This is a genomic window from Amorphus suaedae (genome assembly GCF_053629675.1).
In genome coordinates this window covers 1,447,802-1,470,317 of record NZ_JBRJIT010000001.1, presented here as the reverse complement: position 1 = coordinate 1,470,317, position 22,516 = coordinate 1,447,802, and the positions used below count along the sequence as shown (strand labels likewise).

Sequence of the window (22,516 nt, the reverse complement as noted above, 5' to 3'; positions counted from 1 at the left end):
GTGGTGGGAAGCAGGGTCCCGCCACTCGTCATCGCACCCTAGTCGTGGTCGATGATGCGCTCGAGCACCGGATAGCGCTGGAAGGTCTGGGTGATCCGCGCGGCCGCCTGGCGCAGCGGCAGCAACCGTTCCTCGACCAGGAAGTCGGCGCTCACCGTGCCGGAGTAGGCGGAGGTGTTGAGCGCGGCGACCGTATGGCCGTCGCGGCCGCGGATCGGCACCGACAGGGCCGTGATGCCGTAGTCGAGCTGGTCGACCGTCACGGCATACTGCTGCTCGCGGACGCGCGCGATGACGGCCCTCAGTTCGTCCTTGTCGGTGATGGTGCGCGGCGTGAGCGAGATGGGCTCCATGCGCGCCAGGAAGTCCTCGAACTCCGCCTCGGGAAGGCCGGCGAGGATCACCTGGCCGAGCGAGGTCGCCTGGGCCGGATAGCGTGCGCCGACCACGGCCGAGGGCCGGCGGGCCCGCTGCTCGGAGTAGTGGGCGATGTAGAGCACCTCCAGCCCGACCAGGGCGGCGACCGACGAGGCGTCGCCGAACTTGCCCACGAAGTGGCGCAGCTCGGGCTGCAGCACCTCGTCGATCCGCGCCGAGAAATAGAGGGCGGAGCCGAGGTTCATCACCTTCGGCCGGAGATAGAAGCGCTTCTCCGTCTGGCCGACATAGCCAAGCGTCTTCAGCGTGATCAGGCTCCGACGGACCGCGGCGGGGGTCAGGTCCACCCGCCGCGAGATCTCCGAGAGGCTCATCTCGGCATGGTCCGCGTCGAAGCACTCCAGGATCGCCAGACCTTTCGCGAGGGCTTCGACGAATTCCGCCGGTCTGTCCTCGTGGTCGGGCGTCGTGGGCATGGAGGGCTTCCTTAGGCCGGGGCGAGAACGAAGTCGTAGGTCACCTGCGCGTCGGGCTTGCGCTCGAGCTTCAGATCGGAGTGGGCGCTCGCGTCGAAGGGCTTGAGCTCCGCGATCAGCGACTTGCGTACGCCGAAGACGGCATCGTTGTCGATGTACTCGGTGTTGGCGAAGAACACCTCGGTGGTGATGCCGCGCATGCCCTCGGCCGAGACGATGTAGTGCAGGTGGGCGGCGCGCCATGCATGGCGCTTGCCGGCGCGCAGCAGCTCGCCGACCGGGCCGTCATAAGGAACCGTGTACGGCTTGGGAAGGACGGTCGTGTACCAGTACCGCCCGTTCTCGTCGGCCTTGAACACGGCCCGGAGGTCGTACTTGTCCTGGCCCACCTCCTGGATCGGATAGGTGCCGGACCCGTCCGCCTGCCAGGTGTCGATGGTGGCGCCGGGCAGCGGGTGGCCGAGGGTGTCGCGAACGATGCCGCTGCACAGCACCGACACGCCCGGGCGTGGCCCGGCGAGGTCGGCGCCCAGCTCCATCCGCGGTGCCTTCTCCAGGTAGAAGGGGCCGAGATTGCTGCCTTCGGTCGCGCCGCCGCGGGTGTTGATCATGTCGACGATCGCCGACAACCCGAGAACGTCCGAGAGCAGGATGAATTCGTGGCGCTCCGGAGTGGAAATCTGCCCACAGTCGTAGAGGAACGTCAGCATCCGCATCCATTCATCGTGGGTGAGGTTCGTCTCGCGCACGTAAGAATGGATGTGGTCGATGAGTTTCTGCAGCAGCAGCTCGAACCGGGAATCGGGCTCCGTGGCGAAGCTTTTCTTCACCGCCTCGGTGATCGTGAACTGATTGACGTCTGCCATGTGACCTTCCCTGGATTTGCCTCTGCGGTTCTCTGCGCAGGCGTTGGTTACGCTTGACGGAACGGTAATCGCAGCCCTATCCTGCGGCAAGAGGAAAAGTTTTCGGTATGCGAAAGGTTCATCCAGAATGCGGATAGGCAAGCAGGACAATGCGTTTACGGCCATCGCCACTTCGGACGAACACAGCATCACCGTGCGCGGAAACGACCTGTGCCGAGACCTCATCGGCAAGATGGATTTCACCTCCTACTTCTGGCTGCTCGTCATCGGCGAGCGCCCGACGGACGTGCAGCGCCGCATCACCGACGCCTGCCTGATCGCGATCGCCGAGCATGGTCTCGTGCCGAGCGTGCAGGCGGCCCGCATGACGCTTGCCGCCGGTCCCGACGCCTGGCAGGGCGCGATCTCGGCCGGACTTCTCGGGATGGGGTCCGTGGTGGCCGGAAGCTCCGAAACCGCCGGCCAGTATCTGGTGGATCTCGTTGAGGAAGTTGCCAGCAGCGGACGCGATGCTGACACGGTCGCCCGCGAAAGCCTGGAGGGGCTCAAGGCGAGGCGGGCGAAGGTGCCTGGCCTCGGCCATCCCCAGCACAGCGCCGGCGATCCGCGCGCCATGGTGCTCCTGGAGATCGCCGAGCAGGAGGGCATCGTCGGCACTCACATCGAGATGCTGCAGACGCTGGGGCGCCACGCCCCCCAGATCATCAACCGCCCGCTGCCGATCAACGTGTCCGGCGCGATCCCCGCGCTCATGCTGGATGCCGGCTGGCCCGCCAAGGCGATGAAGGGCATTCCGCTGCTCGCCCGGACCGCCGGCCTGGTCGCCCATCTCTTCGAAGAGAGCCAGCGTTCCATCGGCTTCATCATGTCGAACCACGCCGACGAAGCGATCACCTATGACGGCGAGCCGTCCGCGCCGGGTTCGAAGCAGGGCTGAAGGGCGGTCACATGACGAAGATCCTCAAGGATTTCCGGGTCGTCGAACTCGGCACCTACATCACCGGGCCGGCCGCCGGCATGCATCTGGCCGACCTCGGCGCCGACGTGATCAAGGTCGAGCGGCCGGGCACCGGCGATCCGTTCCGCTCGTTCAAGGGCGGGCTCTATTCGCCGCACTACCAGACTTACAACCGCAACAAGCGCTCGATCGCCCTCAACACCCGCGATCCCGCCGACCTGAAGGTATTCCACGAACTGGTGGCGACCGCGGACGTGTTCATCCAGAACTTCCGGCCGGGCGTGGCCGAGAAGGTGGGGGCGGGCGAGGCGGACCTGCGCAAGGTCAACCCGACGCTCGTCTATTGCGCCATCACCGGCTTCGGCGCCTCCGGTCCCTACCGCGACCGCCCGGTCTTCGACACGGTGGCCCAGGCCGCGAGCGGCTATCTGCGCCTGCTGACGCCGCCGAACCGGCCGCGCGTCATCGGTCCCGCCATCGCCGATGCGGTCACCGGCCAGTACGCGGCGCTGGGGATCTGCGCGGCGCTGCTGGAGCGCACCAAGACCGGCAAGGGTCGCCGCCTGGACATCTCGATGCTGGAGGCGATGACCCACTTCAACCTCGACAGCTTCACCCACCACTTCAGCGTCGGCCAGGTGATGGGGCCGCTGAGCCGTCCGGAGGTGTCCCAGTCGTACACGTTCGAGTGCAGCGACGGGAAGTGGATCGCCTTCCACCTCTCGTCTCCGACCAAGTTCTGGGACGGGCTGGTGACCGCGCTCGGCCATCCGGAGATCGGCACCGACCCGCGCTTCTCCGAACGGATGGCGCGCATCGAGCATCACGACGCGCTGATCGACGCGATGGAGCCGATCTTCCGCGAACGGACCCGCGACGAATGGTGCGAGCGGCTGCGCGAGAACGAGGTTCCGCATTCGCCGGCCTACGATTCCGACGAGGCGCTGGAGGATCCGCAGGCCCGCCATCTGGGGATCCAGGTCTCGGCCGAGCACGCGGAGATGGGAACGTTCACCACCGTCCGCGCGCCCTACAGCTTCGATGGCGAGCCGGACAAGGACATCCTGCCGCCGCCGACCCTCGACGAGCATGGCGCGGAGATCCGCGCCGAACTGGCCGAACGGGCCAAGCAGGCGGGCTGAAGAAGCGCTTCGCCGTCACCTGAGCATTGAGGTGGCGGCGGAACCGGCATGGGCAAAACGCTCTGGAGGGCGGTTTTCGCGCTCTTCCACAACCTTATCCTGATGCGTTGCGGGATTTACCCGCGGCACCTCGGGCAGCCGGCCAGGGGAGATTCCCCGGGCATCGAGAATTGGGGGGCATGACATGGCTGAGCTGACCGCAATCCCTGCGGCCGACGTGAAGGAAGCCAGCAGGGAAATGCTGCAGAAGCAGCTCTATGCGATCTTCACGTCGCCGACGAACGGCATCGGGCCGATCCTCGAGGGGCTCGGCGAGCATCTGGCCTTCCAGGTCCAGCTGGAGGCGGACGGAATTCTCTACGCGGCCGGTCCCATGTGGACCGACGACGAAGACGCCTGGGAAGGCGATGGACTGGTGGTCATCCGCGCCGCTTCGCGCCAGGAGGCCATCGCAATCGCGGAACGTGACCCGATGCATAAATCGGGCGCGCGGACCTTCAAGGTCCGTCCGTGGATGATCAACGAGGGTAGCGTAACGTTGAGGCTCGATTACTCGAGCCAGACCTTCAAAATACTCTGATCCTAGAGGGAGGAACGACCATGAAACGAATGATGATGGCGCTTTGCCTGGGCGCGATGGCGGTTCCGTCGGCGTCCTATGCGCAGGAGACGATCGATCTCACCGTGGCGTCCAGCCATCCGCTGGTGGTGCCGTGGGTGGGGATGATCAAGTCGCATTTCATGGCCAAGACCGATGAGATCCTGGCCGAGACCGGCAACTACAAGATCGAATGGAACGAGGCCTTCGGCGGCCAGCTCTACAAGGCCAACGCGACGCTGACCTCGGTGGAGGAAGGGATCACCGACATCGGCTGGGTGTTCTCGTTCCTGGAGCCGGCCAAGCTGCCGCTCAGCCAGGCGTCGAGCTACGCGCCCTTCGCCACCGCCAATCCGCCGGTGCAGCTCGCCGTCATGGAAGAGCTGTTCGAGACCAACGAGGCCTTCCGCAAGGAGTGGGAGCAGTACAATCTGAAGGTTCTCGCCTTCACCGGCACCGACATGTACGACATCTACACGAAAGAGCCGCTGAAGGGCATTGCCGACATCAACGGCATGAAGCTCTCCGCGCCGGGCGTGCTCGGCAACTGGCTTCGCGGCACCGGCGCCAACGCCGTCGACGGTTCGCTCACCACCTACTACACCGACATCCAGACCGGCGTCTCCGACGGCACGCTGTCGCTCGCCCTCGGCATCCTGCCGACGAAGGTCTACGAGGTGGCGCCGTACATCAACCGCTTCGACGCGGGCGTCGCCTTCTCCGGTGCGGTGGCCATCAACCGCGACGTCTGGGACGATCTGCCGGAAGAAGTGCAGAACGCCATGATCGAGGCCGGTAAGTACTACACCGAGGCGCACGGCAAGGACCTGCTGGATCGTCATGAGTTCGCGCTCAACAAGATGGTCGAGCTCGGCGCGAACCAGAACCCGCCGGTCGAGATCATCGTCATGCCGCAGGAAGAGCGCCAGAAGTGGGTGGACGCGCTGCCGGACGTCGCCGGCGAGTGGGCCGCCCAGCTTGAGACACAGGGCGTTCCGGCCAAGGCGTTCCTCAACGCCTACATGGACGGCCTGCGCGAGCGCGGCGAAAAGCCGGTTCGCGACTGGGGCGCGGAATAGGTCCCGGACGGCAGTCGGTCCGGACAATGGCCCCTTCCATCCCTGAACAGGAAACCGGCGCCCCCGAGGGAGGGCGCCGGCACCCGGTCGTGCGCGGCTGGAACGGGCTCGTCGACGGGCTCGCCGCGCTCGGCACCGCCCTGATCATCGTGCTCATGGTGATCATCAGCAGCGACGTGGTCGCCCGCAATCTCGTCGGCGGCTCGTTGCCGCTGGTCTCCGAACTCGGCGCGCTGACGCTGGTGATGATCGTCTATCTGCAACTCGGCACCACGGTGCGCCACGACCGGCTGGCGCGGACGGACTTCTTCCTCGGCTCGTTCCGCCGGCGCAGGCCGCGCGCGGGGGCCGTGGTGGTCTTCGTCTTCGACCTGATCGGCGCGGCCGCGGTCGGGACCATGGCGGTGGCGACGCTGCGCATCGTCGGCAAGGATCTTTCGTCCGGGGAATATATCGGCGTGACCGGTCTGTTCACGCTTCCCGTCTGGCCGTTCCGGGTGGTGATCCTCGCGGGGCTCGCGGTGGCCACCGTCCAGTTTCTCGTGCAGTCGCTGCTGGCGCTGCGTGCCGGTTTTCTGCCGCGTGGGGGGACGCGATGAATGTCGAAATCGGCGCGCTGGCGATCGCCGGCCTCGTCATCCTGATCTATTTCGGACTGCCGATCGGCGTCAGCATGCTGCTGGTCTCGTTCTCCGGGGTGGCCTTCATCCGCAACGAGACGGTGGCCATGCGGATGATCGGCCAGGTCGCCAACGACAGCCTGCGGGAATATCTGTTCGCCGTCGTGCCGCTGTTCGTGCTGATGGGGCTGCTCGTCACCGTATCGGGGGTGGGCAAGGATACGTTCGACGTGTTCGAGCGCATGCTGCGCCGCGTGCGGGCGGGGCTGGGGATCGCGACGGTGTTCGCCAACGCGGTGTTCGCCTCCATCACCGGCATCTCGATTGCGTCGGCGTCGGTGTTTTCCCGCGTCGCGGTGCCCGAGATGACGCGGCACGGCTATTCGAAGCGCTTCTCGACGGGCGTGGTGGCGGGCTCCTCCGTGCTGGGCATGCTGATCCCGCCGTCGCTGCTGATGATCGTCTACGCGGTGCTCGCCGAGGAATCCGTCGGGCGCATGTTCCTGGCGGGCATCGGACCGGGCATCCTTCTCTCGCTGATCTTCTGCGTGACGATCCTGGCGCTGGCGACCTGGAAGTCTGATTTCGTCTTCGATCGGGTCGATCACGACGAGATCGCCGAGCCGGTCAGCGTGCTGCGCACCATCCGCATGGCGCTGCCGATCCTGTCGCTGGTGATGCTGGTCCTGGGCGGCCTCTACGGCGGGTTCCTCAACCCGACTGAGGCGGGCGCCGTCGGCGCGCTCGGGGCGCTGGTCATCGCACTGGTGCGCAAGTCGCTGACCGGCAAGGTCTTCTGGAACCTGCTGGTGGAAACGGGACAGATCACGGTGTCCGTGCTGTTCCTGATCATGGCGGCGACCTTCTTCAGCCGGATGCTCGCCATGTCCGGCATGCCGCAGGCGCTGGCCGACACGATCCTGGGCAGTTCCCTCGGCCCCTACGGCTTCCTGATCCTGTTCCTGGTCGTGGTCATCGTGCTGGGCTGCCTGATCGATTCCATTTCGATCATGCTGATCATGCTGCCGATCGCGCTGCCGATCGCCGAGGCCGCCCAGTTCGACCTGATCTGGTTCGGCGTGCTGACGGTGGTGGCGGTCGAGACCGGGCTGCTGACGCCGCCCTTCGGGCTGTCGGTCTACACGATCAAGTCTGCGCTCGGCGACGACGACGTCACGGTCGGCGACATCTTCAAGGGCGCGCTGCCGTTCGTGGGCTCGATGATCGTCGCGCTGGCGATCCTGATCGCGGTCCCGTCCATCTCGACCTGGCTCGCCCGCATGTAGCGGCAGCGCCTGCCGACCTCCACCCGTATGGCGGAGGTCGGCAGGCCTCACATGAGCATCGCCGGCAGTGCGAGCGACAGGGCGGGGATCGCCACGATCAGCGCCAGCCGCACGAGGTCGGCCGCGAGGAACGGCAGGACGCCGGTCGCGACCGTCTCGAAGCGCAGGCCGTCGACCGCGGCGGTGATGACGAAGAGGTTCATCCCGAGCGGTGGCGTGATGAGGCCGATCTCCACCACCGAGACCACCAGCACGCCGAACCAGATCGGGTCGTAGCCAAGGTCCATGATCACCGGGAAGACGATCGGCAGGGTGATCAGCATCATCGACAGGCTGTCGAGGAAGCAGCCCAGGATCAGGTAGATGATCAGGATCATCACCACCACGCCGATGGGCGGGAGGCCCAGGGCCTGGATCCAGTCCACGATCACCTGCGGCAGCGTCGACGTCTCGATGAAGAACTGCAGGACCGACGTGCCGATCAGGATCATGAACAGCATGCCGGTGGTGACCGCCGTCTCCACCAGCGCCTCGCGGGTGACCTCCCAGGTGAGCCGCTTGCGCAGGGCCGCCAGCAGGATAGCTCCGAAGGCGCCGACACCGGCGGCCTCCGTCGGCGAGAAGATGCCGGCGTAGATGCCGCCCATGACGACGATGAACAGCGACAGGATCGGGGCCATCTGGCGGACGGCGGTGAGCCGGCTGCCGCCGGCGCCGCGCGCCATGCGCGGTGCCCACGCCGGCTTGAACGTCGCCACCAGGTAGATCGTCAGCATGTAGAGCGCGGCGGCGAGCAGCCCCGGTATCATCCCCGCCAGGAACATCCGGCCGATCGACTGCTCGGTGAGCAGCGCGTAGATCACCATGATGATCGACGGGGGGATGAGGATGCCCAGCGTCCCGCCGGCGGCGAGCGCGCCCGACGTCAGCCGCCGGTCGTAACCGACCGTCGTCATTTCCGGCATGGCGACGCGCGCCATGGTGGCGGCCGTGGCGAGGCTCGAGCCGCAGACCGATCCGAACAGTGCGCAGGCGCCCACGGTCGCCGACGCGAGGCCGCCGCGCCAGTGGCCGATCAGCGTGTGCAGCGACTGGTAAAGGGATGCCGAGAGCCCGGCGCGCGAGGCGAAGGCGCCCATCATCACGAACAGCGGGATGACGGAGAGAGAGTAGCTCGACGAGGTGACGAAGGGCTGCGAGCCGAGGATGAATCCCAGGCTGAACACGCCGTTCAGGTAGACGCCGCCGCAGATGCCCACGACGCCCATGGCGATGGCCACGGGTACGCGGATGGCGATGAGCGCGAGCAGGGCGACGAGGCCGAGAACGCCGACGAGGGGTGCGGACATCGTGTCAGTCCCGATCCGTCCGGAGGGCGCCGCGAATTGCGAGCAGGAGGTTGATCAGCGCGGCTGCGCCGAGACCGATGAGGAGCGGCAGCCAGTACCAGACCATGGGAATGCCGATCGACTGGCTGCGGTCGCCGTAGGTGTAGGCGGTCATCACCTGGGGGATGGCGTACCAGAACGCGCCGCCGAGGAAGGCGAAGGCGAGCAGGGCGGCGAAGATGCGCAACGCGCGCTGGAGGCGGGCCGGCATGCGGCTGGTGAACACATCGATGGAGACGTGCTGGTCGGTGGCGAAGCCGTAGGGGATGGCGAGCATGGCGCCGATCATCGTGCACAGCGTCACGATGTCGGTCAGGCCATGGACCGTCAGTCCGCTCACCGAGCGCAGGGCGATATCGGTCACGGTCAGGCCGACCGCGACCAGAAAGGCCGCGGTGCCGAGAAGCGCGAGCATCAAGGTGGACCGGGTCAAGGCCTTGCCCCGTTTGCGAGAGGAAAGGGAGGGGCGGCCTTTGCGCCGCCCCCGTTGTCGCAGGTCCGCTCCGCGCCCCTCACGGGAGCGCGGGACGGTTCAGCCTACTCGCAGGCCGTGACGGCGTCGCCCATCGCGGCATAGATGGCCTTGGCCTGGTCCACCGGCAGGTCGGAGTCGTTGGCCAGATAGTTGTCAATCACCGGCTGCAGCCGCTCGCGCCAGGCCTGCCGCTGTTCGTCCGACATCGGGGTGATCTCGTTGCCGGCCGCCTTGGCGGCGTCGATGGCGACCTGGTCGGTCTCGTGCCACCAGCGGCCCCAGTTGGCGAACATCTCCTCGCTGACCTCGTCGATCACCTTCTGGATGTCCTCCGGAAGGCTGTCGAACTTGCGCTGGTTGAAGACGATGTACATCGCGACCGGATTGATGCCGGCATCGAGATGGTACTTCAGCACTTCCTGGAGCTTGAACGCACCGACGGGGCCCCACGGCATGATGTTGCCGTCGATCACGCCGCGCTCGACGCTCTCGTAGATCTCCGTGGGCGGCATGCCGACGGGGGTGGCACCGATTTCTTCCAGCATCGCGGTGATGGCCGGGGTGGGGGTGCGGATCCGCATTCCCTTCAGGTCGTCGAGCGTCTCGATCTTCTTGGTCGTGTGGGCCGCGCTCGGCTCCGTCACGGTCAGATAGAGGATCTTGGTGCCGGGATAGTCTTCCTTCACCTGGTCCTTCACCTTCATGAGCGCACAGGTGCCGATGGTGGCGTCCGGAACCGTGAAGGGGAGCTCGACCAGCACGGAGCGCGGATGGCGTCCGCGCGGGATGGCCGGGATGCCGACCGACACGTCGACCACGCCGGCGCGGGCCTGATCGAACTGCTTCGTCGCGTCGCCCAGCGCGGAACCCGCGGAAAAGACGGTGAAGTGGACGCGCCCGTCGGTGCGCTTCTCGATCTCCTCCGCCCACGGCACCATCCCCATGGTGACGATGAAGTGGGTCGACGGGAACATCGAGGAGAGCTTGAGCTCGTACTCGGCAGCCCGTGCCTGGCCCGACAGGGCCGTCACGGCCGCAAGGCCCAGGATCGCTGTCATTTTCTTCATTGGAGTCCTCCCTCTTTGGTCAGTCTTCTTCTCCGGCCGGGGCGTGTGTCAGGTCGCCTCGGCAAAGTCGATCAGCTTCGATTTGTATTCGCTGCGCGGCAAACTCCCGGCGGTCACGAGGTCGATGCGGGTGGTCACCACCAGCTTGTCCCGCAGGCGCTGGCGAATGCCGTCGGCGAGGCCTTCGCTCGCCTCGGTGCCCTCGGTCAGTTCCACCAGCACCTTGAGGGGCGGGCTCTGCTTCACGCCCTTGCTGCCGGGGCGGACCGAGATGACGCCGGTGACGGCCGGCGCAAACTCGTTGACCACCTCGCGGATGGCCGACGGGAACACGTTGACGCCGCGGACGATCAGCATGTCGTCGGTGCGGCCGATGCAGCGCACCCGCGGCGACGTGCGCCCGCACCGGCATGTCTCGGTGTGCACCATCACGTGGTCGCGGGAGCGGAAGCGCAGCATGGGGGCGGCGCGATGCGCAAGGTGTGTGTAGACCAGTTCGCCCGTCGCCCCGTCTTCCATCGGGACAACGGCGCCGGTTTCCGGGTCGATCAGCTCGATGTGGACGAAGTCGCGGGCGCAGAAGTGCATGCCCTGCTGGGCTTCGCATTCGCCCCACAGCGACGCGCCGATATCGCCGATGCCCATGGCCTCGGTCACCTGCGCGCCCCAGACCTCCTGCAGCCGGGCGCGCATCGCCGCCTCGCCGCCGCCGGGCTCGCCGGCCACAAGGATGCGCTTCACGGAACTGCCCGGCAGATCCATTCCGCGCGCACTGCCCCATTCGGCGAGGTGCAGCGCGTAGGAGGGCGTGCAGACCAGCGCCTGCGGCTTCAGCATCTCGACCGCCGCCATCAGCCGCTCGGTGTTGCCGGTGCCGACGGGGATGTGGCAGAGGCCGAGCCGGTTGAAGGAGTCCAGCGCCGAGCCGGCGACGAACGGGCCGGCGTTATAGGTGCTGATGATGCGCTCGCCTGGCGCGATGCCGGACGCCGCGTAGCTGCGCGAGGAGGTGCGCACCCAGTTTTCAAGGTCGCCGGCCGTCAGCGGAATGTAGCTCGGCGTGCCGGTGGTGCCGCTGGTGGAGTAGATCCGGGCGAGATCCTCCATCGGCGCTGCGAGCTGGGTGCCGATCGGATCGGCGGCGCTGCGCGTGGCGCGCAACTCGTCCTTCTCGGTCATCGGAAGCGCGGCGATGTCGTCCAGGCCGCCGATCTTCTCCGGCGTGTCGAAGCCGGCCGCTCCGAGCTTCGCCTGATAGAAGCGCGAATGGGCGAGGAGATAGGCGACCTGCGAGCGGAAGCGCGCATCGTCGAGGCGCTGTTGCTCCGGCCAGGGGCGGGTCTCGATGTCGGGTTCGTGGATCATCTAACGCGGCCTACTCGTGGCTGGATTCGTAGGAGATCGCCTCTTCGGCATGGGAGGCCATCAGGAAGCCGATCTGGCTCTTCTGTTCCTCGGCCAGATGGGCGAGGAGGCCGCCCGTGCGCGCGAGGAGCGGAATGGCCTTGATCATCGCGGCGGGAAAGCCGAGGTCGAGCATCACCGCCGCCATTGGCATCGACACGTTCATGGGCAGGGGCTTGCCCCAGGCCTCGGCGACCGCTGCCTCGAAGGCGCGTGCCAAGGCCACGAACTTTCCGTCGACGCCGCGCTCTGCCGCCAGCATCAGGATGCGCTGGGTGCGCGGATCGACGGGCCGGTGGAGGGGATGTCCGAAGCCGGGCATCTTGCCGCCGGCCTTGCGCGTTTCGGTGGCGATGGCGCGGGTCACGTCCGCGACGGCCTCACCGGCGTCGACGCGGGCCTGGGCCTCCGTCAGCAGCTTGCCGCAGAGTTCGGAGGTGCCCAGCACGATCGGTCCGCAGCCGAGAATGCCGGCGGCGATGGCCGACTGCATGGATTGGGGATCGGCGTCGTAGGTCATGCGGGCGGCGACGGCGGTGGGCGTCAGCCCATGCTCCGCGATCGCGATCAGCAGGAGGTCGAGGAAATCGCGCTGGTCCGCCGTCGGCTCGCGGCCGGTGACGAGCAGGTAGAAATACTCGGTGAACGTCAGCCGGCCCATCAGGTCGCCGCACAGGTCGCGGTCGCGGATGGTGATGCTGTCGGCGTCCGCGGTGCAGATGCCGGACACGGCCTTGACGTGCTTGCCGATAAGCACTCTGGCGTCTCCCCGAATGGGCTCAGGCTGCGGTGGAACAAGCGTTCCCGCACCTCTTGCCGAGCCTTGCGTTTCCTCGTGCCGATCATGCGCGGTGGGCGCCATCGGTCTGTTCTGTCGGCCATTATTGTAGGACAATCTTGTTGTCGTCAACCTTGCTTTCGGGCTTGGATGGCGGCTAAGTCGATCGGATGGTCACGGATGGGACTGCGATGGCGGACGAGATTGCGGCAACCGAATCGGCGCGCGGCGGCACGGTGGATCGCCTCGTGCTGGGCCTGCGCGACGGCATTCTCAACAGTCGATACGCGCCCGGGCAGCGGCTGATCGAAGCCGATCTCACGCGCGATTTCGGGGTCAGCCGCGGACCGCTGCGCGAGGCGTTCCGGCGCCTCTCGGCCGAGGGGCTGCTGGAGATCGTGCCGAACCGGGGCGCGCTCGTCCGCAAGCTCTCCTACAAGGAAACCATCGAGCTGTTCCAGATCCGCACCGCGCTGGAGGCGCTTGCGGTGCGGCTCGCGGCGGAGGCGATCGGAAGGGGCGACAACCGTGCCCGCTTCGAGGCGGACATCGCGCCGATCTGGGACCAGTCCACCCGCCTGTCGGGCGCCGCCTACCACCAGGAGAACTGGCGCTTTCACCAGGCGATCCTGACCGTCTGCGACAACGAACAGCTGGCGTCCCTCAGCCGACAGCTTCAACTGCCGCTGATCATGCTCCAGCTCAGCGGCGCGATGACGCCGGCGATGTACGAGGATTCGGTCGCCGAGCACCGGCGGATCGCTTCCGCCATTCTCGAAGGCAACCCCGACGCGGCCGAGCAGGCCCTTCGCGACCATCTGGGCCGGGCGCACGAAATCGCGTCAGCCATGCCGAAATCGGTTTTCAGAAGCTGATTGGCATCGGCATTTCGCATCGGGTGGGTGGACGGGGCGCCGTCCTTGCCTCACTTTCCCACCAAAATCTCAACGGAGGAAATTTTCATGACCGAGATCAACACGCTGCTTCCGACCTCGCTGGTGGGGTCCTACACGCAGCCGGAATGGCTCATCGACCGCGCGAAGCTCGGTGGGCGGTTTCCTCCGCGGGTGCGGGCGAACGAGCTGTGGCGGATCGCGCCCGAGTGGCTCGAGGAAGCCCAGAACGACGCGACGCTCATCGCCATCCGCGACCAGGAGCGCGCCGGGCTGGACATCATCACCGACGGTGAGGTGCGCCGCGAGAGCTATTCCAACCGCTTCGCCACCGCGCTCGAGGGCGTCGACATCGACAATCCCGGCACCGCGCTCGACCGCAGCGGTCACCCGAACCCGGTTCCGCGCGTGGTGGGCAAGATCCGCCGCATGCACCCGGTCGAGGTGGACGACGTGAAGTTCCTGCGCGCCAATACCGATCGCCGTATCAAGATCACCGTGCCTGGTCCGTTCACCATGGCCCAGCAGGCCCAGAACGACTTCTACGAGAGCGAGCGCGAGATGGCGCTCGATTACGCCGCGGCGGTGAATGAGGAAATCCGCGACCTCTTCGCGGCCGGCGCCGACGTGGTGCAGGTGGACGAGCCCTACATGCAGGCCCGGCACGAGAAGGCGAAGGAGTACGGCGTCGAGGTGCTGGACCGTGCCCTCGATGGCATCGACGGCGAGACGGCGGTGCACATCTGCTTCGGCTATGCCGCCATCATCCACGCGCGGCCGGAAGGCTATTCGTTCCTGCCGGAACTCTCCGGGTCGGCGGTGCGGCAGGTCTCCATCGAGACCGCCCAGTCGTCGCTGGACTGCAAGATCCTCGAGAGCCTCGACGACAAGAAGATCATCCTCGGCGTCCTCGATCTCTCCACCAACGAGATCGAAAGCCCGGAAACGGTTGCCGAGCGCATCCGGCGCGCGCTGCCGTTCGTGGCGGCGGAGCGGATCACGGTCGCGCCCGACTGCGGCCTCAAGTACCTGCCGCGCGATGTCGCCTTCAACAAGATGAAGGCGATGGTCGACGGCGCGGCGATCGTCCGCAAGTCGCTCGCCTGACCAGGCTCACCCGCCTCAAGGTGGGATGACGCGTTTAAGAGGGTGTCGGTCGGTTCGACCGGCGCCCTTTTTGCTGGCGGGCGCTAGCCGTTCGCCTGCGCCAGATGGGAGGAGGGCGCCTTGCCGATGGCGGCCGCGATGAAGCGGGCCGTGTCGGTCAGGGCCGCAAGGTCGATGCCCGTCCGGATGCCCATGCCGTCCAGCATGTAGACGAGATCCTCGGTGGCGACGTTGCCGGTGGCGCCCTTTGCGTAGGGGCAGCCGCCCAACCCGCCGACGGCGGAATCCAGCACCGACACGCCGAGGCCCAGGCAGGCATAGATGTTGGCCAGCGCCTGGCCGTAGGTGTCGTGGAAGTGCAGCGCGATCTTCCCGGTCGGCACGTCCTGCATGACGGCCTCCACCATGCGGACCGCCTTCAAGGGCGTGCCCACGCCGATCGTGTCGCCGAGCGAGATCTCGTAGCAGCCCATCTCCAGCAGGCGGCGCGAGACCATTGCGACGTCGGCGAGCGGCACCTCGCCCTGGTAGGGGCAGCCGAGCACGCACGACACGTAGCCCCGCACCTTCAGGCCGCGGCGCGCGGTCTCCTCCATCACCGGCTGGAAGCGCTCGAGGCTCTCGGCGATGGAGCAGTTGATGTTGCGCTGGGAGAAGGCTTCGGAGGCGGCGGCGAACACCGCGACCTCCTCCACGCCGCTGGCGATTGCGGCCTCGAGGCCCTTCATGTTGGGCACCAGCACCGGGTAGTCGACGCCCGGCTTGCGGTGGATCAGCGACAGCACCTCGGCGGTGTCGGCCATCTGGGGCACCCACTTGGGCGACACGAAGCTGCCCGCCTCGATGGTTCGTGCCCCGGCCGCGGCGAGGCGGTCGATGAGCTCCGCCTTCACCGTCGCCGGGACGATCCCGGCCTCGTTCTGCAGCCCGTCGCGGGGACCGACTTCGACGATGCGGACTTCGGAGGGGAAAGCCATGCTCATGGGATCTGCTCGGTGCTTCTGAAGGTGACGTGTCAGGGGGAAATGGCGCGCGACAGGAAGTCGAGGAGCTTCGGGTCGGCGCCGTAGGCGACGTTGACGCGGATGGCGGCGGGCCGCGCGGCGCTGCGGTTGGGGCGGAAGACGCTTCCCGGCGCCAGGAAGATGCTTTCGTCCGCCGCGGCGCGGCACAGCTCGAACTCGTCGATGTGATCGGGCAGTTCGGCCCAGAGATAGAAGCCCGGCGTCTTGCTGGCGCTGAGGCGCAGGCCGATGCGCTCCAGTTCGCCGACCGCCTTGCGGTGCGCGGTCTCGACCCGGGACCTGAGGCGGCGAATGTGGCGCAGATACTGGCCGCCCTGGATCAGGTTGAAGATGAAGCGCTCCACGTAGTCGGAGGTCGCCACCATGGTCAGGATCTTCAGGTCCGCCAGCGCGCCCACGAGTGACGGATGGCCGGCCACGAAGCCGCAGCGCAGGCTCGCCGAGAGCGTCTTGGAGAAGGTGCCGACATAGAGCACCCGGTTCAACTGGTCGAGCGCCGCGAGCCGGGGCAGGGTGGGCGGCAGGATGTCGGCGAAGGCGTCGTTCTCCACCACCAGGACGCCCCAACGTTCGGCCGCCTGGAGAAGGCCGAAGGCGACAGGCGGGGACAGCGAGCTGCCGGTCGGGTTGTGGGCCTGGGACTGGGTGAAGAACACCTTCGGCCGCAGGGTGGCGAACTTGGTGGTGAGGTCTTCCAGGTCCGGTCCGTCGGGATTGCGCTTCACCCCGACGATGTTTGCCTTGGCCAGGGTGAGCTTGGCGAACAGCGGATAGTAGCCGGGATCGTCGACGAGCACCGTGTCGCCGGGCTCCAGCAGATGGCGGACGATGAGATCGAGGGCGTGGTTGGCGCCATAGGTCAGCAGCAGGCCGTCCGGCTCCACCGAGATCGACCGGTCGAGCAGCATCAGCCGAAGCCGATCGCGCAGGGGCTCGAAGCCGCGCGAACTGCCGTAGCCGAAGTCGATGGTGTCGGGGCCGGATGTCTTGAAGCCGGCGAAGTGCCGGCGCAGCTCCGATCCCTCCATCCACGAAGCCGGCGGACGTCCGTCGCCGGGGCGCACTTCGTAGCTTCGGTCCAGCTGCTCGCGCAGCAGCGAGACCAGGTCGACGGCCGCCGCCACATGCGGCGGCGGCGCGGTCGTGCTCGGAAGTTCCAGGTGCGAGACGTAGAAGCCGGAGCCCGGACGCGCTTCCAGCATTCCCTGCGCGACCAGCCGGTCGTAGGCCTCCGCCATGGTGTTCTTGGACACCCCGTAGTCCTGCGCGGCCTGCCGGACGGACGGCAGCCGCTCGCCGACCTTGTAGGCCCCCTTCGCAAGCCGCTCGGAGACCAGCGCAACGATGGCCCCGACACGGGTTCCGGTTCGCATCATGGAAATTGTGCCAGGATTTTGACTGGTACAGTCACGGCGCGATTGATCCAAACTGTCCCTTGATTGTCCCGTCCATCCTAGGACAATTCCGCCCGGCATCCAAGCAAGATGCTGGTTTGAATGTGGGTGGAAACGAATATGGCTGCTACGCCGAGCACCGTGAATTCGCGTCTCGAGGGCTATCGGAACAAGACGCCGCAGCAGCGCCTGGAGATGCTATCGCAGGCCGTCGGGCTGGGCGCCGAAGACGCCGCGACGATCGGCGACCCGGGTGCGCTCGATGTCTCCCGCGCCAACGGCATGATCGAGAACGTCGTCGGCACCTTCCAGCTGCCGATGGGCATCGCCACCAACTTCACGATCAACGGCCGTGACTACCTTATTCCCATGGTTGTCGAGGAGCCGTCGGTGGTGGCGGCCGCCTCCTACATGGCGCGGATCGCCCGCGATCACGGCGGCTTCGAAACCTCCTCCACCGATCCCGTGATGCGCGCGCAGGTGCAGGTGCTCGGCATCACCGACCCCTACGGTGCCCGGCTGAAGCTGCTGGCGGCGCGCGACCGGATCCTGGAGATCGCCAACAGCCGCGACGCATTCCTGGTCAAGCTCGGCGGCGGCTGCAAGGACATCGAGGTGCATGTCTTCCCGGCGACCGCCCGCGGCCCGATGGTGGTACTGCACCTCGTCGTCGACGTGCGCGACGCCATGGGCGCCAACGCCGTCAACACCATGGCCGAGGCGGTCGCGCCGACGGTCGAGGAACTGACGGGCGGCCGGGTGCGCCTGCGCATCCTCTCCAATCTCGCCGACCGTCGGCTGGCCCGGGCGCGGGTGCGCGTGCCGGAAGCGGCTCTCGCCACCAAGGAATTCTCGGGCCGCCGGATGATCGACGGCATTCTCGATGGCCATGAGCTGGCGGTGATCGACCCGTACCGGGCGGCGACCCATAACAAGGGCATCATGAACGGCATCGATCCGGTCATCGTCGCCACCGGCAACGACTGGCGGGCGATCGAGGCCGGCGCCCACGCCTACGCCGCCCGCAACGGCGTCTATACGTCGCTCTCCACGTGGGAGGTCGACACCGAAGGCTGCCTCGTCGGAACGCTGGAAATGCCGATGGCCGTCGGCCTCGTGGGCGGCGCCACCAAGACCCATCCGGTGGCGCAGACGGCGCTGAAGATCCTCGGCGTCGAGACGGCGCAGGAGCTGGCCGAGATCACGGTTGCCGTCGGCCTCGCCCAGAACATGGCGGCGCTCAGGGCGCTGGCCACCGAAGGCATCCAGCGCGGCCACATGGCACTGCACGCCCGCAACATCGCCATCGTCGCCGGCGCCGTCGGCAACGAGATCGAGATCGTGGCCGGCAAGCTGGCCGAGGCCCACGACGTGCGCACCGACCGCGCGCGCGAACTGATCGCCGAACTTCGCGGGGCCGACTGACGGCATCCGCACTGCCTTTCGCACCGCGCAGCGGGCGGAAACAAGAACAACAACGATCCGGAAACTGAAGGAGAAACACCCATGACCAGGCATATTTCCCGCCGCACGACGCTTCAGGTGACGGCCGCGGCCTTCGCGTTCGCCGCCTTCGCCGCCCCCGCGCTGGCCCAGGACGGCGAGCCGGTGAAATGGCGCATGCAGGCGCTCTGGGACGGCGGCACGACGCCGCAGAAGTTCGAGCAGATGTACGTCGACCGCGTCGCCGAGCTGACCGACGGCAAGTTTCAGATCGAGCTTTTCTCGGCCGGTCAGATCGTTCCGCCGGCCCAGGCCTTCGACGCGGTCCGCGGCGGCGCCTTCCAGCTGATGAAGACCTTCGACGGCTACGAGGCCGGCAAGATCCCGGCGCTCGCCTTCACCAGCACCATCCCGTTCGGCTACCCGGAATCCAGCCAGTATTCGGACTGGTTCTACAAGCACGGCGGCATCGAGTTCGCGCAGGAGGCCTATGCTCCGGCCGGTCTCCAGTACATCGCGCCGATGGTCTACGATCAGGAGCCGATCCACTCGAAGGTGAAGATCGAGACGATCGAGGAGTTCAACGGCAAGAAGGGCCGCTTTGTCGGTCTCGCCTCGTCGGTCATGACCGACTTCGGCGTTGCCGTGTCGCCGCTGCCGACCAGCGAGGTCTACTCTGCCCTCGACAAGGGCCTGATCGACATCGCCGACCGTGGCGACCTGCAGGCGAACCTCGACGCCGGCCTCGGCGAGGTGGCGAAGTTCATCATCCTGCCGGGCGTGCACCAGCCGACCACCGCCACGTCCTACGTCGCCAACAAGGCGGCCTACGACAAGCTTCCGGACGCCTACAAGGACGCGCTGGCGACGGCCGCCAAGGAGGTCTCCGATGCCTATCAGGCGGCGAAGACGAAGAGCGACAAGAGCGCGCTCGAGGCCTTCAAGGAGCAGGGCGTCGAGGTGATCGAGCTCAAGGAAGACGACGTCAACGCCGCCCGCGTGAAGGCGGTGGAGTCCTGGCGCAAGGCGACCAAGGGCAACGACCTCGCCACCCGCATCCTCGACTCCCAGATCGCGCAGATGCAGGAGCTGGGTCTCATCAAGTAGGCGTCCCTCGCCGACGAGGAAGCGTCCAGTGGGCGCGTCCGTGCCGGCCCGGTTGACGTCACCGGACCGGAGGGGATTGCTTCACGAACCCGGCGCCTGACCATGTTCCGTCCGGATCCCGGTGATCCGGACGGGATTTGTGCCTGGATCCCCGCCCGGCGCATCGCACCCGAGGAACACTGTCATGCCCCGCCCGATCGGCGCCGTCGTGCGCTGGATTACAGCTTTCAACCACCTGCTCTACCGGCTGGCGAGCCTGCTGATGTTCATCATCGTGCCGGTGATGCTGTACGCCGTGACGGCGCGCTATCTCTTCAACTCTCCGTCGAGCTGGGGTCTTGAGCTCGCCACGCTTCTGTTCGGGCCGTTCTTCCTCCTCGGTGGCCCCTATCTCCTGCACACCGGCGGCCACGTGAACCTGGACCTCGTGCGCCAGTCGGTCTCGCCCCGGGTGAACCGCTTCTTCGACCTCGTGAATTTCCCGATCATCGGCGCCTACGCCGTGATCCTCTTCTATTACGCCTGGCCGTTCGCGGTGCAGTCGTACGATCTCGGCGAGACCTCCTACACCTCCTGGAACCCGATCATCTGGCCGGTGAAGTTCGTCATCCCGGTCGCGCTCGCGCTGCTACTGCTGCAGGCCTTCGCCGAGTGGATGCGGGTGATCTTCAATGATCCGGCGCCGCCCGTCTCCGACGAGTTCGGAGAGGTCGTATGAGCTCCACCGGCATTCTCATCCTGATGTTCGGCGGGTTGACGGTCTTCCTGCTGACCGGCCTGCCCGTCGCCTTCGTCCTAGGCGGCCTCTCGGTCCTGTTCACCGTCGTGTTCTGGGATCCGAACGCGCTCATCATCCTGATCCTGCAGATCTTCGACACCATGCGGTCGGAGGCGCTGCTGGCCATTCCGCTCTACATCTTCATGGCGGTGGTGCTGCAGCGCTCGGGCGTCATCGAGGACCTCTACCGGGCCATGGAGCTGTGGTTCGGCCGGCTCAAGGGCGGGCTGGCGATCGGTACCGTCATCATCTGCGTGGTGATGGCGGCCATGACCGGCGTGGTCGGCGCGGCGGTCACCGCGATGGGCATCCTGGCGCTGCCGGAAATGCTGAGGCGGGGCTACGACGCGCGGCTGGCCACCGGTACCATCTGCGCCTCCGGCACGCTGGGCATCCTGATCCCGCCTTCGGTGCTGACAATCGTCTATTCGGTCACGGCCCAGGTCTCGATCGGCAAGATGCTGATCGCCGGCATCGTCCCCGGGATCCTGCTGGCGGCGCTCTACATCGCCTACATCATGATCGCGTCTTGGGTGAAGCCGGACCTCGCGCCGAACGTCTCCGACGTGCCGCGCGCCAGCCTGCGCGAGCGCCTGGCGTCGCTGAAAACGCTGGTCCTGCCGACGCTGATCATCGTGATGGTGCTGGGCTCGATCTTCTTCGGCATCGCCACGCCCACCGAGGCGGCGGCGGTCGGCGTCCTCGGCGCGTGTGTGGCGGCCGCCATGCGGCGCAATCTCACCCTGTCGATGCTGACCCAGAGTTCAGGCGTCACCCTGAAGTCGACGGCGATGATCCTGTGGATCACCATCGGCGCGAAGGCCTACGTGGCGATCTTCACCGGTCTCGGCGGCGCCGATGCGCTGCTGGGCTCGATCCAGGCGCTCGAGGTGAGCCCCTATCTCGTGCTCGCGGTGATGATGCTGATCCTGGTATTCTTGGGCACGGTGCTCGACGAGATCGGCATCATCCTGCTCACCGTGCCGGTATTCCTGCCGGTGGTCCGCTTTCTCGGCTTCGACGAGATCTGGTTCGGCGTGCTCTACGCCCTGACCATCCAGATGGGCTACATCAGCCCGCCGTTCGGCTACACGCTCTTCTACATCAAGAGCACGCTGCCGAAGGATGTCGGGATGGGAACGGTCTACCAGGGGATCCTGCCGTTCTTCCTCCTGCAGCTCTTAGGACTGCTGATCTGCGTCGCCTTCCCGCAGCTCGTCACCTTCCTGCCGACCCTGATGGGTCGATGACGGCGGCAGGCGTACCCGGGAGCGCGGCGCCTACGCCTCGCTCTTCACGCCGATCTTGACCTCCATGCCGACGAACTTGCCGTCGCCCGAGAAGCTGCCGCTGAGGGGCTGGGCCTGCGCGGACGAGCGGGTTGCCGCCACGCGGACCAGCTCGTGGCCGGCGACGATCTCGTTGGTCGGGTCGAACTCGACCCACCCAACGCCCGGAATGAAGACGTCCGCCCATGCGTGGGTGGCGCCGCCGCCGGTGAGGATGTCGCCGTCGTCGGTTGCCGCGTCGTAGAGGTAGCCGGTGACGAAGCGGGCCGCGAAGCCGAGATCGCGGGCGGCTTCCATGAAGAGCACCGCGAAATCGCGGCAGGTGCCGCTTGCCGTCTCGATGGTCTGGGCGGGCGTCTGCACGCCCTCCTCGTCGCGGCGGCGGTACTCGAAGTTGCCGTGAATGGCGCTCGACAGCTGGTCCAGGACCTGCAGCGTCCCGTCCGGCAGCGTCGGCATGACGGTTTCGAGCCATTTGGAAACCGTCGGACGATCCTCCGGGAACTCGATCATCATCACCGGCGCCAGGTCGATGCGGTCGTCGGAATCGTAGGAGAACGGATAGGTCCCGCTGTGCGGCTCGAAGGTGCGCACCGCCTCGTCCAGTCCGTAGCGCTCCAGATGCAGTTCCGCTTCGATCACGAGCTGGTCGGCCGGTTCGGAGAAGGTCAGGAATGCCACGGAATTGCCGAACGTGTCATATGCCCAGCGAACCTCTGCGGGCGGAGACACCACCAGGTTTGAGCCCAGGATGCGCATGTCGTGGCCGTCGCGCGGACGCACCATCAGCCTGTGTGTGCCGAACGTCACCGGCTTGTCGTAGAGGTAGCGGGTGTTGTGGCTGATATGCAGTTTCTTCATCGGATGGCGCCGTGGGTCCTGGGAAATGCCCGTGCGCATCCGGCATGGAAGGCGTGAGGGCAGGGAACAACTGTCTTGAGCCTGATTGGTTGCGTCGCCGCATC

The 22,516-nt window shown here is 66.8% G+C and carries 22 protein-coding genes; 12 read left to right on the top strand and 10 right to left on the bottom strand.

Translation table 11 applies throughout. The annotated features are described in order from the left end of the window. Positions 1-38: 38 nt before the first annotated feature. On the bottom strand, positions 39-854 hold the full coding sequence (locus AB7M35_RS06575; RefSeq protein ID WP_453958216.1) for an IclR family transcriptional regulator domain-containing protein: 816 nt from the start codon (positions 852-854) through the stop codon (positions 39-41). Between the two features lie 11 nt (positions 855-865). Continuing rightward, complete coding sequence (locus tag AB7M35_RS06570; protein ID WP_453958214.1) at positions 866-1,720, bottom strand: dioxygenase family protein; 855 nt, start codon at positions 1,718-1,720, stop codon at positions 866-868. Positions 1,721-1,847: 127 nt separating this feature from the next. Here AB7M35_RS06570 and AB7M35_RS06565 point away from each other — a divergent pair, with 127 nt between their 5' ends. The 6 genes from AB7M35_RS06565 to AB7M35_RS06540 all read left to right on the top strand — a co-directional run bounded on the left by AB7M35_RS06565 (position 1,848) and on the right by AB7M35_RS06540 (position 7,403). Next, on the top strand, positions 1,848-2,657 hold the full coding sequence (locus tag AB7M35_RS06565) for a citryl-CoA lyase (RefSeq protein WP_453958213.1): 810 nt from the start codon (positions 1,848-1,850) through the stop codon (positions 2,655-2,657). An 11-nt stretch (positions 2,658-2,668) separates the two neighbouring features. Then, entirely contained in the window at positions 2,669-3,820 is a 1,152-nt protein-coding gene (locus AB7M35_RS06560) for a CaiB/BaiF CoA transferase family protein (RefSeq protein ID WP_453958211.1), read from the top strand. Between the two features lie 184 nt (positions 3,821-4,004). Continuing rightward, positions 4,005-4,400, top strand: a complete 396-nt coding sequence (locus tag AB7M35_RS06555; protein WP_453958209.1) for a YciI family protein — start codon at positions 4,005-4,007, stop codon at positions 4,398-4,400. Positions 4,401-4,420: 20 nt separating this feature from the next. Beyond that, entirely contained in the window at positions 4,421-5,497 is a 1,077-nt protein-coding gene (locus tag AB7M35_RS06550) for a C4-dicarboxylate TRAP transporter substrate-binding protein (RefSeq protein ID WP_453958208.1), read from the top strand. 26 nt (positions 5,498-5,523) lie between these two features. Further along, positions 5,524-6,096, top strand: coding sequence for a TRAP transporter small permease subunit (locus tag AB7M35_RS06545; protein WP_453958206.1), 573 nt, complete (start codon positions 5,524-5,526; stop codon positions 6,094-6,096). Further along, a complete protein-coding gene (locus AB7M35_RS06540; RefSeq protein ID WP_453958203.1) occupies positions 6,093-7,403 on the top strand; it encodes a TRAP transporter large permease in 1,311 nt (436 codons plus the stop codon). The genes AB7M35_RS06545 and AB7M35_RS06540 overlap by 4 nt, the downstream gene beginning before the upstream one ends. Before the next feature lie 47 nt (positions 7,404-7,450). Here the strand turns inward: AB7M35_RS06540 and AB7M35_RS06535 are convergent, their stop codons facing one another. The 5 genes from AB7M35_RS06535 to AB7M35_RS06515 form a co-directional block, all read right to left on the bottom strand. After that, on the bottom strand, positions 7,451-8,752 hold the full coding sequence (locus AB7M35_RS06535) for a TRAP transporter large permease (RefSeq protein WP_453958202.1): 1,302 nt from the start codon (positions 8,750-8,752) through the stop codon (positions 7,451-7,453). A gap of 4 nt (positions 8,753-8,756) precedes the next feature. Continuing rightward, positions 8,757-9,206, bottom strand: coding sequence for a TRAP transporter small permease (locus AB7M35_RS06530; RefSeq protein WP_453958199.1), 450 nt, complete (start codon positions 9,204-9,206; stop codon positions 8,757-8,759). Between the two features lie 122 nt (positions 9,207-9,328). Continuing rightward, a complete protein-coding gene (locus AB7M35_RS06525; protein ID WP_453958197.1) occupies positions 9,329-10,333 on the bottom strand; it encodes a TRAP transporter substrate-binding protein in 1,005 nt (334 codons plus the stop codon). Positions 10,334-10,381: 48 nt separating this feature from the next. Further along, the gene (locus tag AB7M35_RS06520) at positions 10,382-11,698 is read right to left on the bottom strand and encodes a phenylacetate--CoA ligase family protein (protein WP_453958195.1); all 1,317 of its coding nucleotides are present in this window, start codon (positions 11,696-11,698) and stop codon (positions 10,382-10,384) included. A 10-nt stretch (positions 11,699-11,708) separates the two neighbouring features. After that, the gene (locus AB7M35_RS06515) at positions 11,709-12,494 is read right to left on the bottom strand and encodes a citryl-CoA lyase (protein ID WP_453958193.1); all 786 of its coding nucleotides are present in this window, start codon (positions 12,492-12,494) and stop codon (positions 11,709-11,711) included. 212 nt (positions 12,495-12,706) lie between these two features. Here AB7M35_RS06515 and AB7M35_RS06510 point away from each other — a divergent pair, with 212 nt between their 5' ends. Together AB7M35_RS06510 and AB7M35_RS06505 are read left to right on the top strand one after the other, a co-directional pair. After that, positions 12,707-13,390: a GntR family transcriptional regulator gene (locus tag AB7M35_RS06510; RefSeq protein WP_453958191.1), complete on the top strand. Its 684-nt coding sequence runs from the start codon at positions 12,707-12,709 to the stop codon at positions 13,388-13,390. Positions 13,391-13,477: 87 nt separating this feature from the next. Beyond that, the gene (locus AB7M35_RS06505) at positions 13,478-14,515 is read left to right on the top strand and encodes a uroporphyrinogen decarboxylase family protein (protein ID WP_453958189.1); all 1,038 of its coding nucleotides are present in this window, start codon (positions 13,478-13,480) and stop codon (positions 14,513-14,515) included. Positions 14,516-14,598: 83 nt separating this feature from the next. On the opposite strand, the gene AB7M35_RS06500 is transcribed toward AB7M35_RS06505, so the two are convergent. Both AB7M35_RS06500 and AB7M35_RS06495 read right to left on the bottom strand, forming a co-directional pair. Then, entirely contained in the window at positions 14,599-15,492 is an 894-nt protein-coding gene (locus AB7M35_RS06500) for a hydroxymethylglutaryl-CoA lyase (protein WP_453960642.1), read from the bottom strand. Between the two features lie 38 nt (positions 15,493-15,530). Beyond that, entirely contained in the window at positions 15,531-16,916 is a 1,386-nt protein-coding gene (locus AB7M35_RS06495; protein WP_453958188.1) for an aminotransferase-like domain-containing protein, read from the bottom strand. 138 nt (positions 16,917-17,054) lie between these two features. On the opposite strand from AB7M35_RS06495, the gene AB7M35_RS06490 reads away from it, so the two are divergent. The 4 genes from AB7M35_RS06490 to AB7M35_RS06475 all read left to right on the top strand — a co-directional run bounded on the left by AB7M35_RS06490 (position 17,055) and on the right by AB7M35_RS06475 (position 21,512). Beyond that, positions 17,055-18,359 carry a hydroxymethylglutaryl-CoA reductase, degradative gene (locus AB7M35_RS06490; RefSeq protein WP_453958186.1) on the top strand — a complete coding sequence of 435 codons (1,305 nt, stop codon included), beginning with the start codon at positions 17,055-17,057 and terminating at the stop codon, positions 18,357-18,359. Positions 18,360-18,440: 81 nt separating this feature from the next. Continuing rightward, positions 18,441-19,484, top strand: a complete 1,044-nt coding sequence (gene dctP / locus AB7M35_RS06485) for a TRAP transporter substrate-binding protein DctP (RefSeq protein WP_453958184.1) — start codon at positions 18,441-18,443, stop codon at positions 19,482-19,484. 184 nt (positions 19,485-19,668) lie between these two features. Further along, positions 19,669-20,202 (top strand): TRAP transporter small permease subunit, encoded by a 534-nt coding sequence (locus AB7M35_RS06480; RefSeq protein ID WP_453958182.1) that lies wholly within the window; start codon positions 19,669-19,671, stop codon positions 20,200-20,202. Further along, entirely contained in the window at positions 20,199-21,512 is a 1,314-nt protein-coding gene (locus AB7M35_RS06475) for a TRAP transporter large permease (protein ID WP_453958181.1), read from the top strand. The genes AB7M35_RS06480 and AB7M35_RS06475 overlap by 4 nt, the downstream gene beginning before the upstream one ends. A gap of 30 nt (positions 21,513-21,542) precedes the next feature. Here AB7M35_RS06475 and AB7M35_RS06470 read toward each other — a convergent pair whose 3' ends face one another. Further along, positions 21,543-22,412: a transglutaminase family protein gene (locus AB7M35_RS06470; protein WP_453958179.1), complete on the bottom strand. Its 870-nt coding sequence runs from the start codon at positions 22,410-22,412 to the stop codon at positions 21,543-21,545. Between the last annotated feature and the right edge of the window lie 104 nt (positions 22,413-22,516).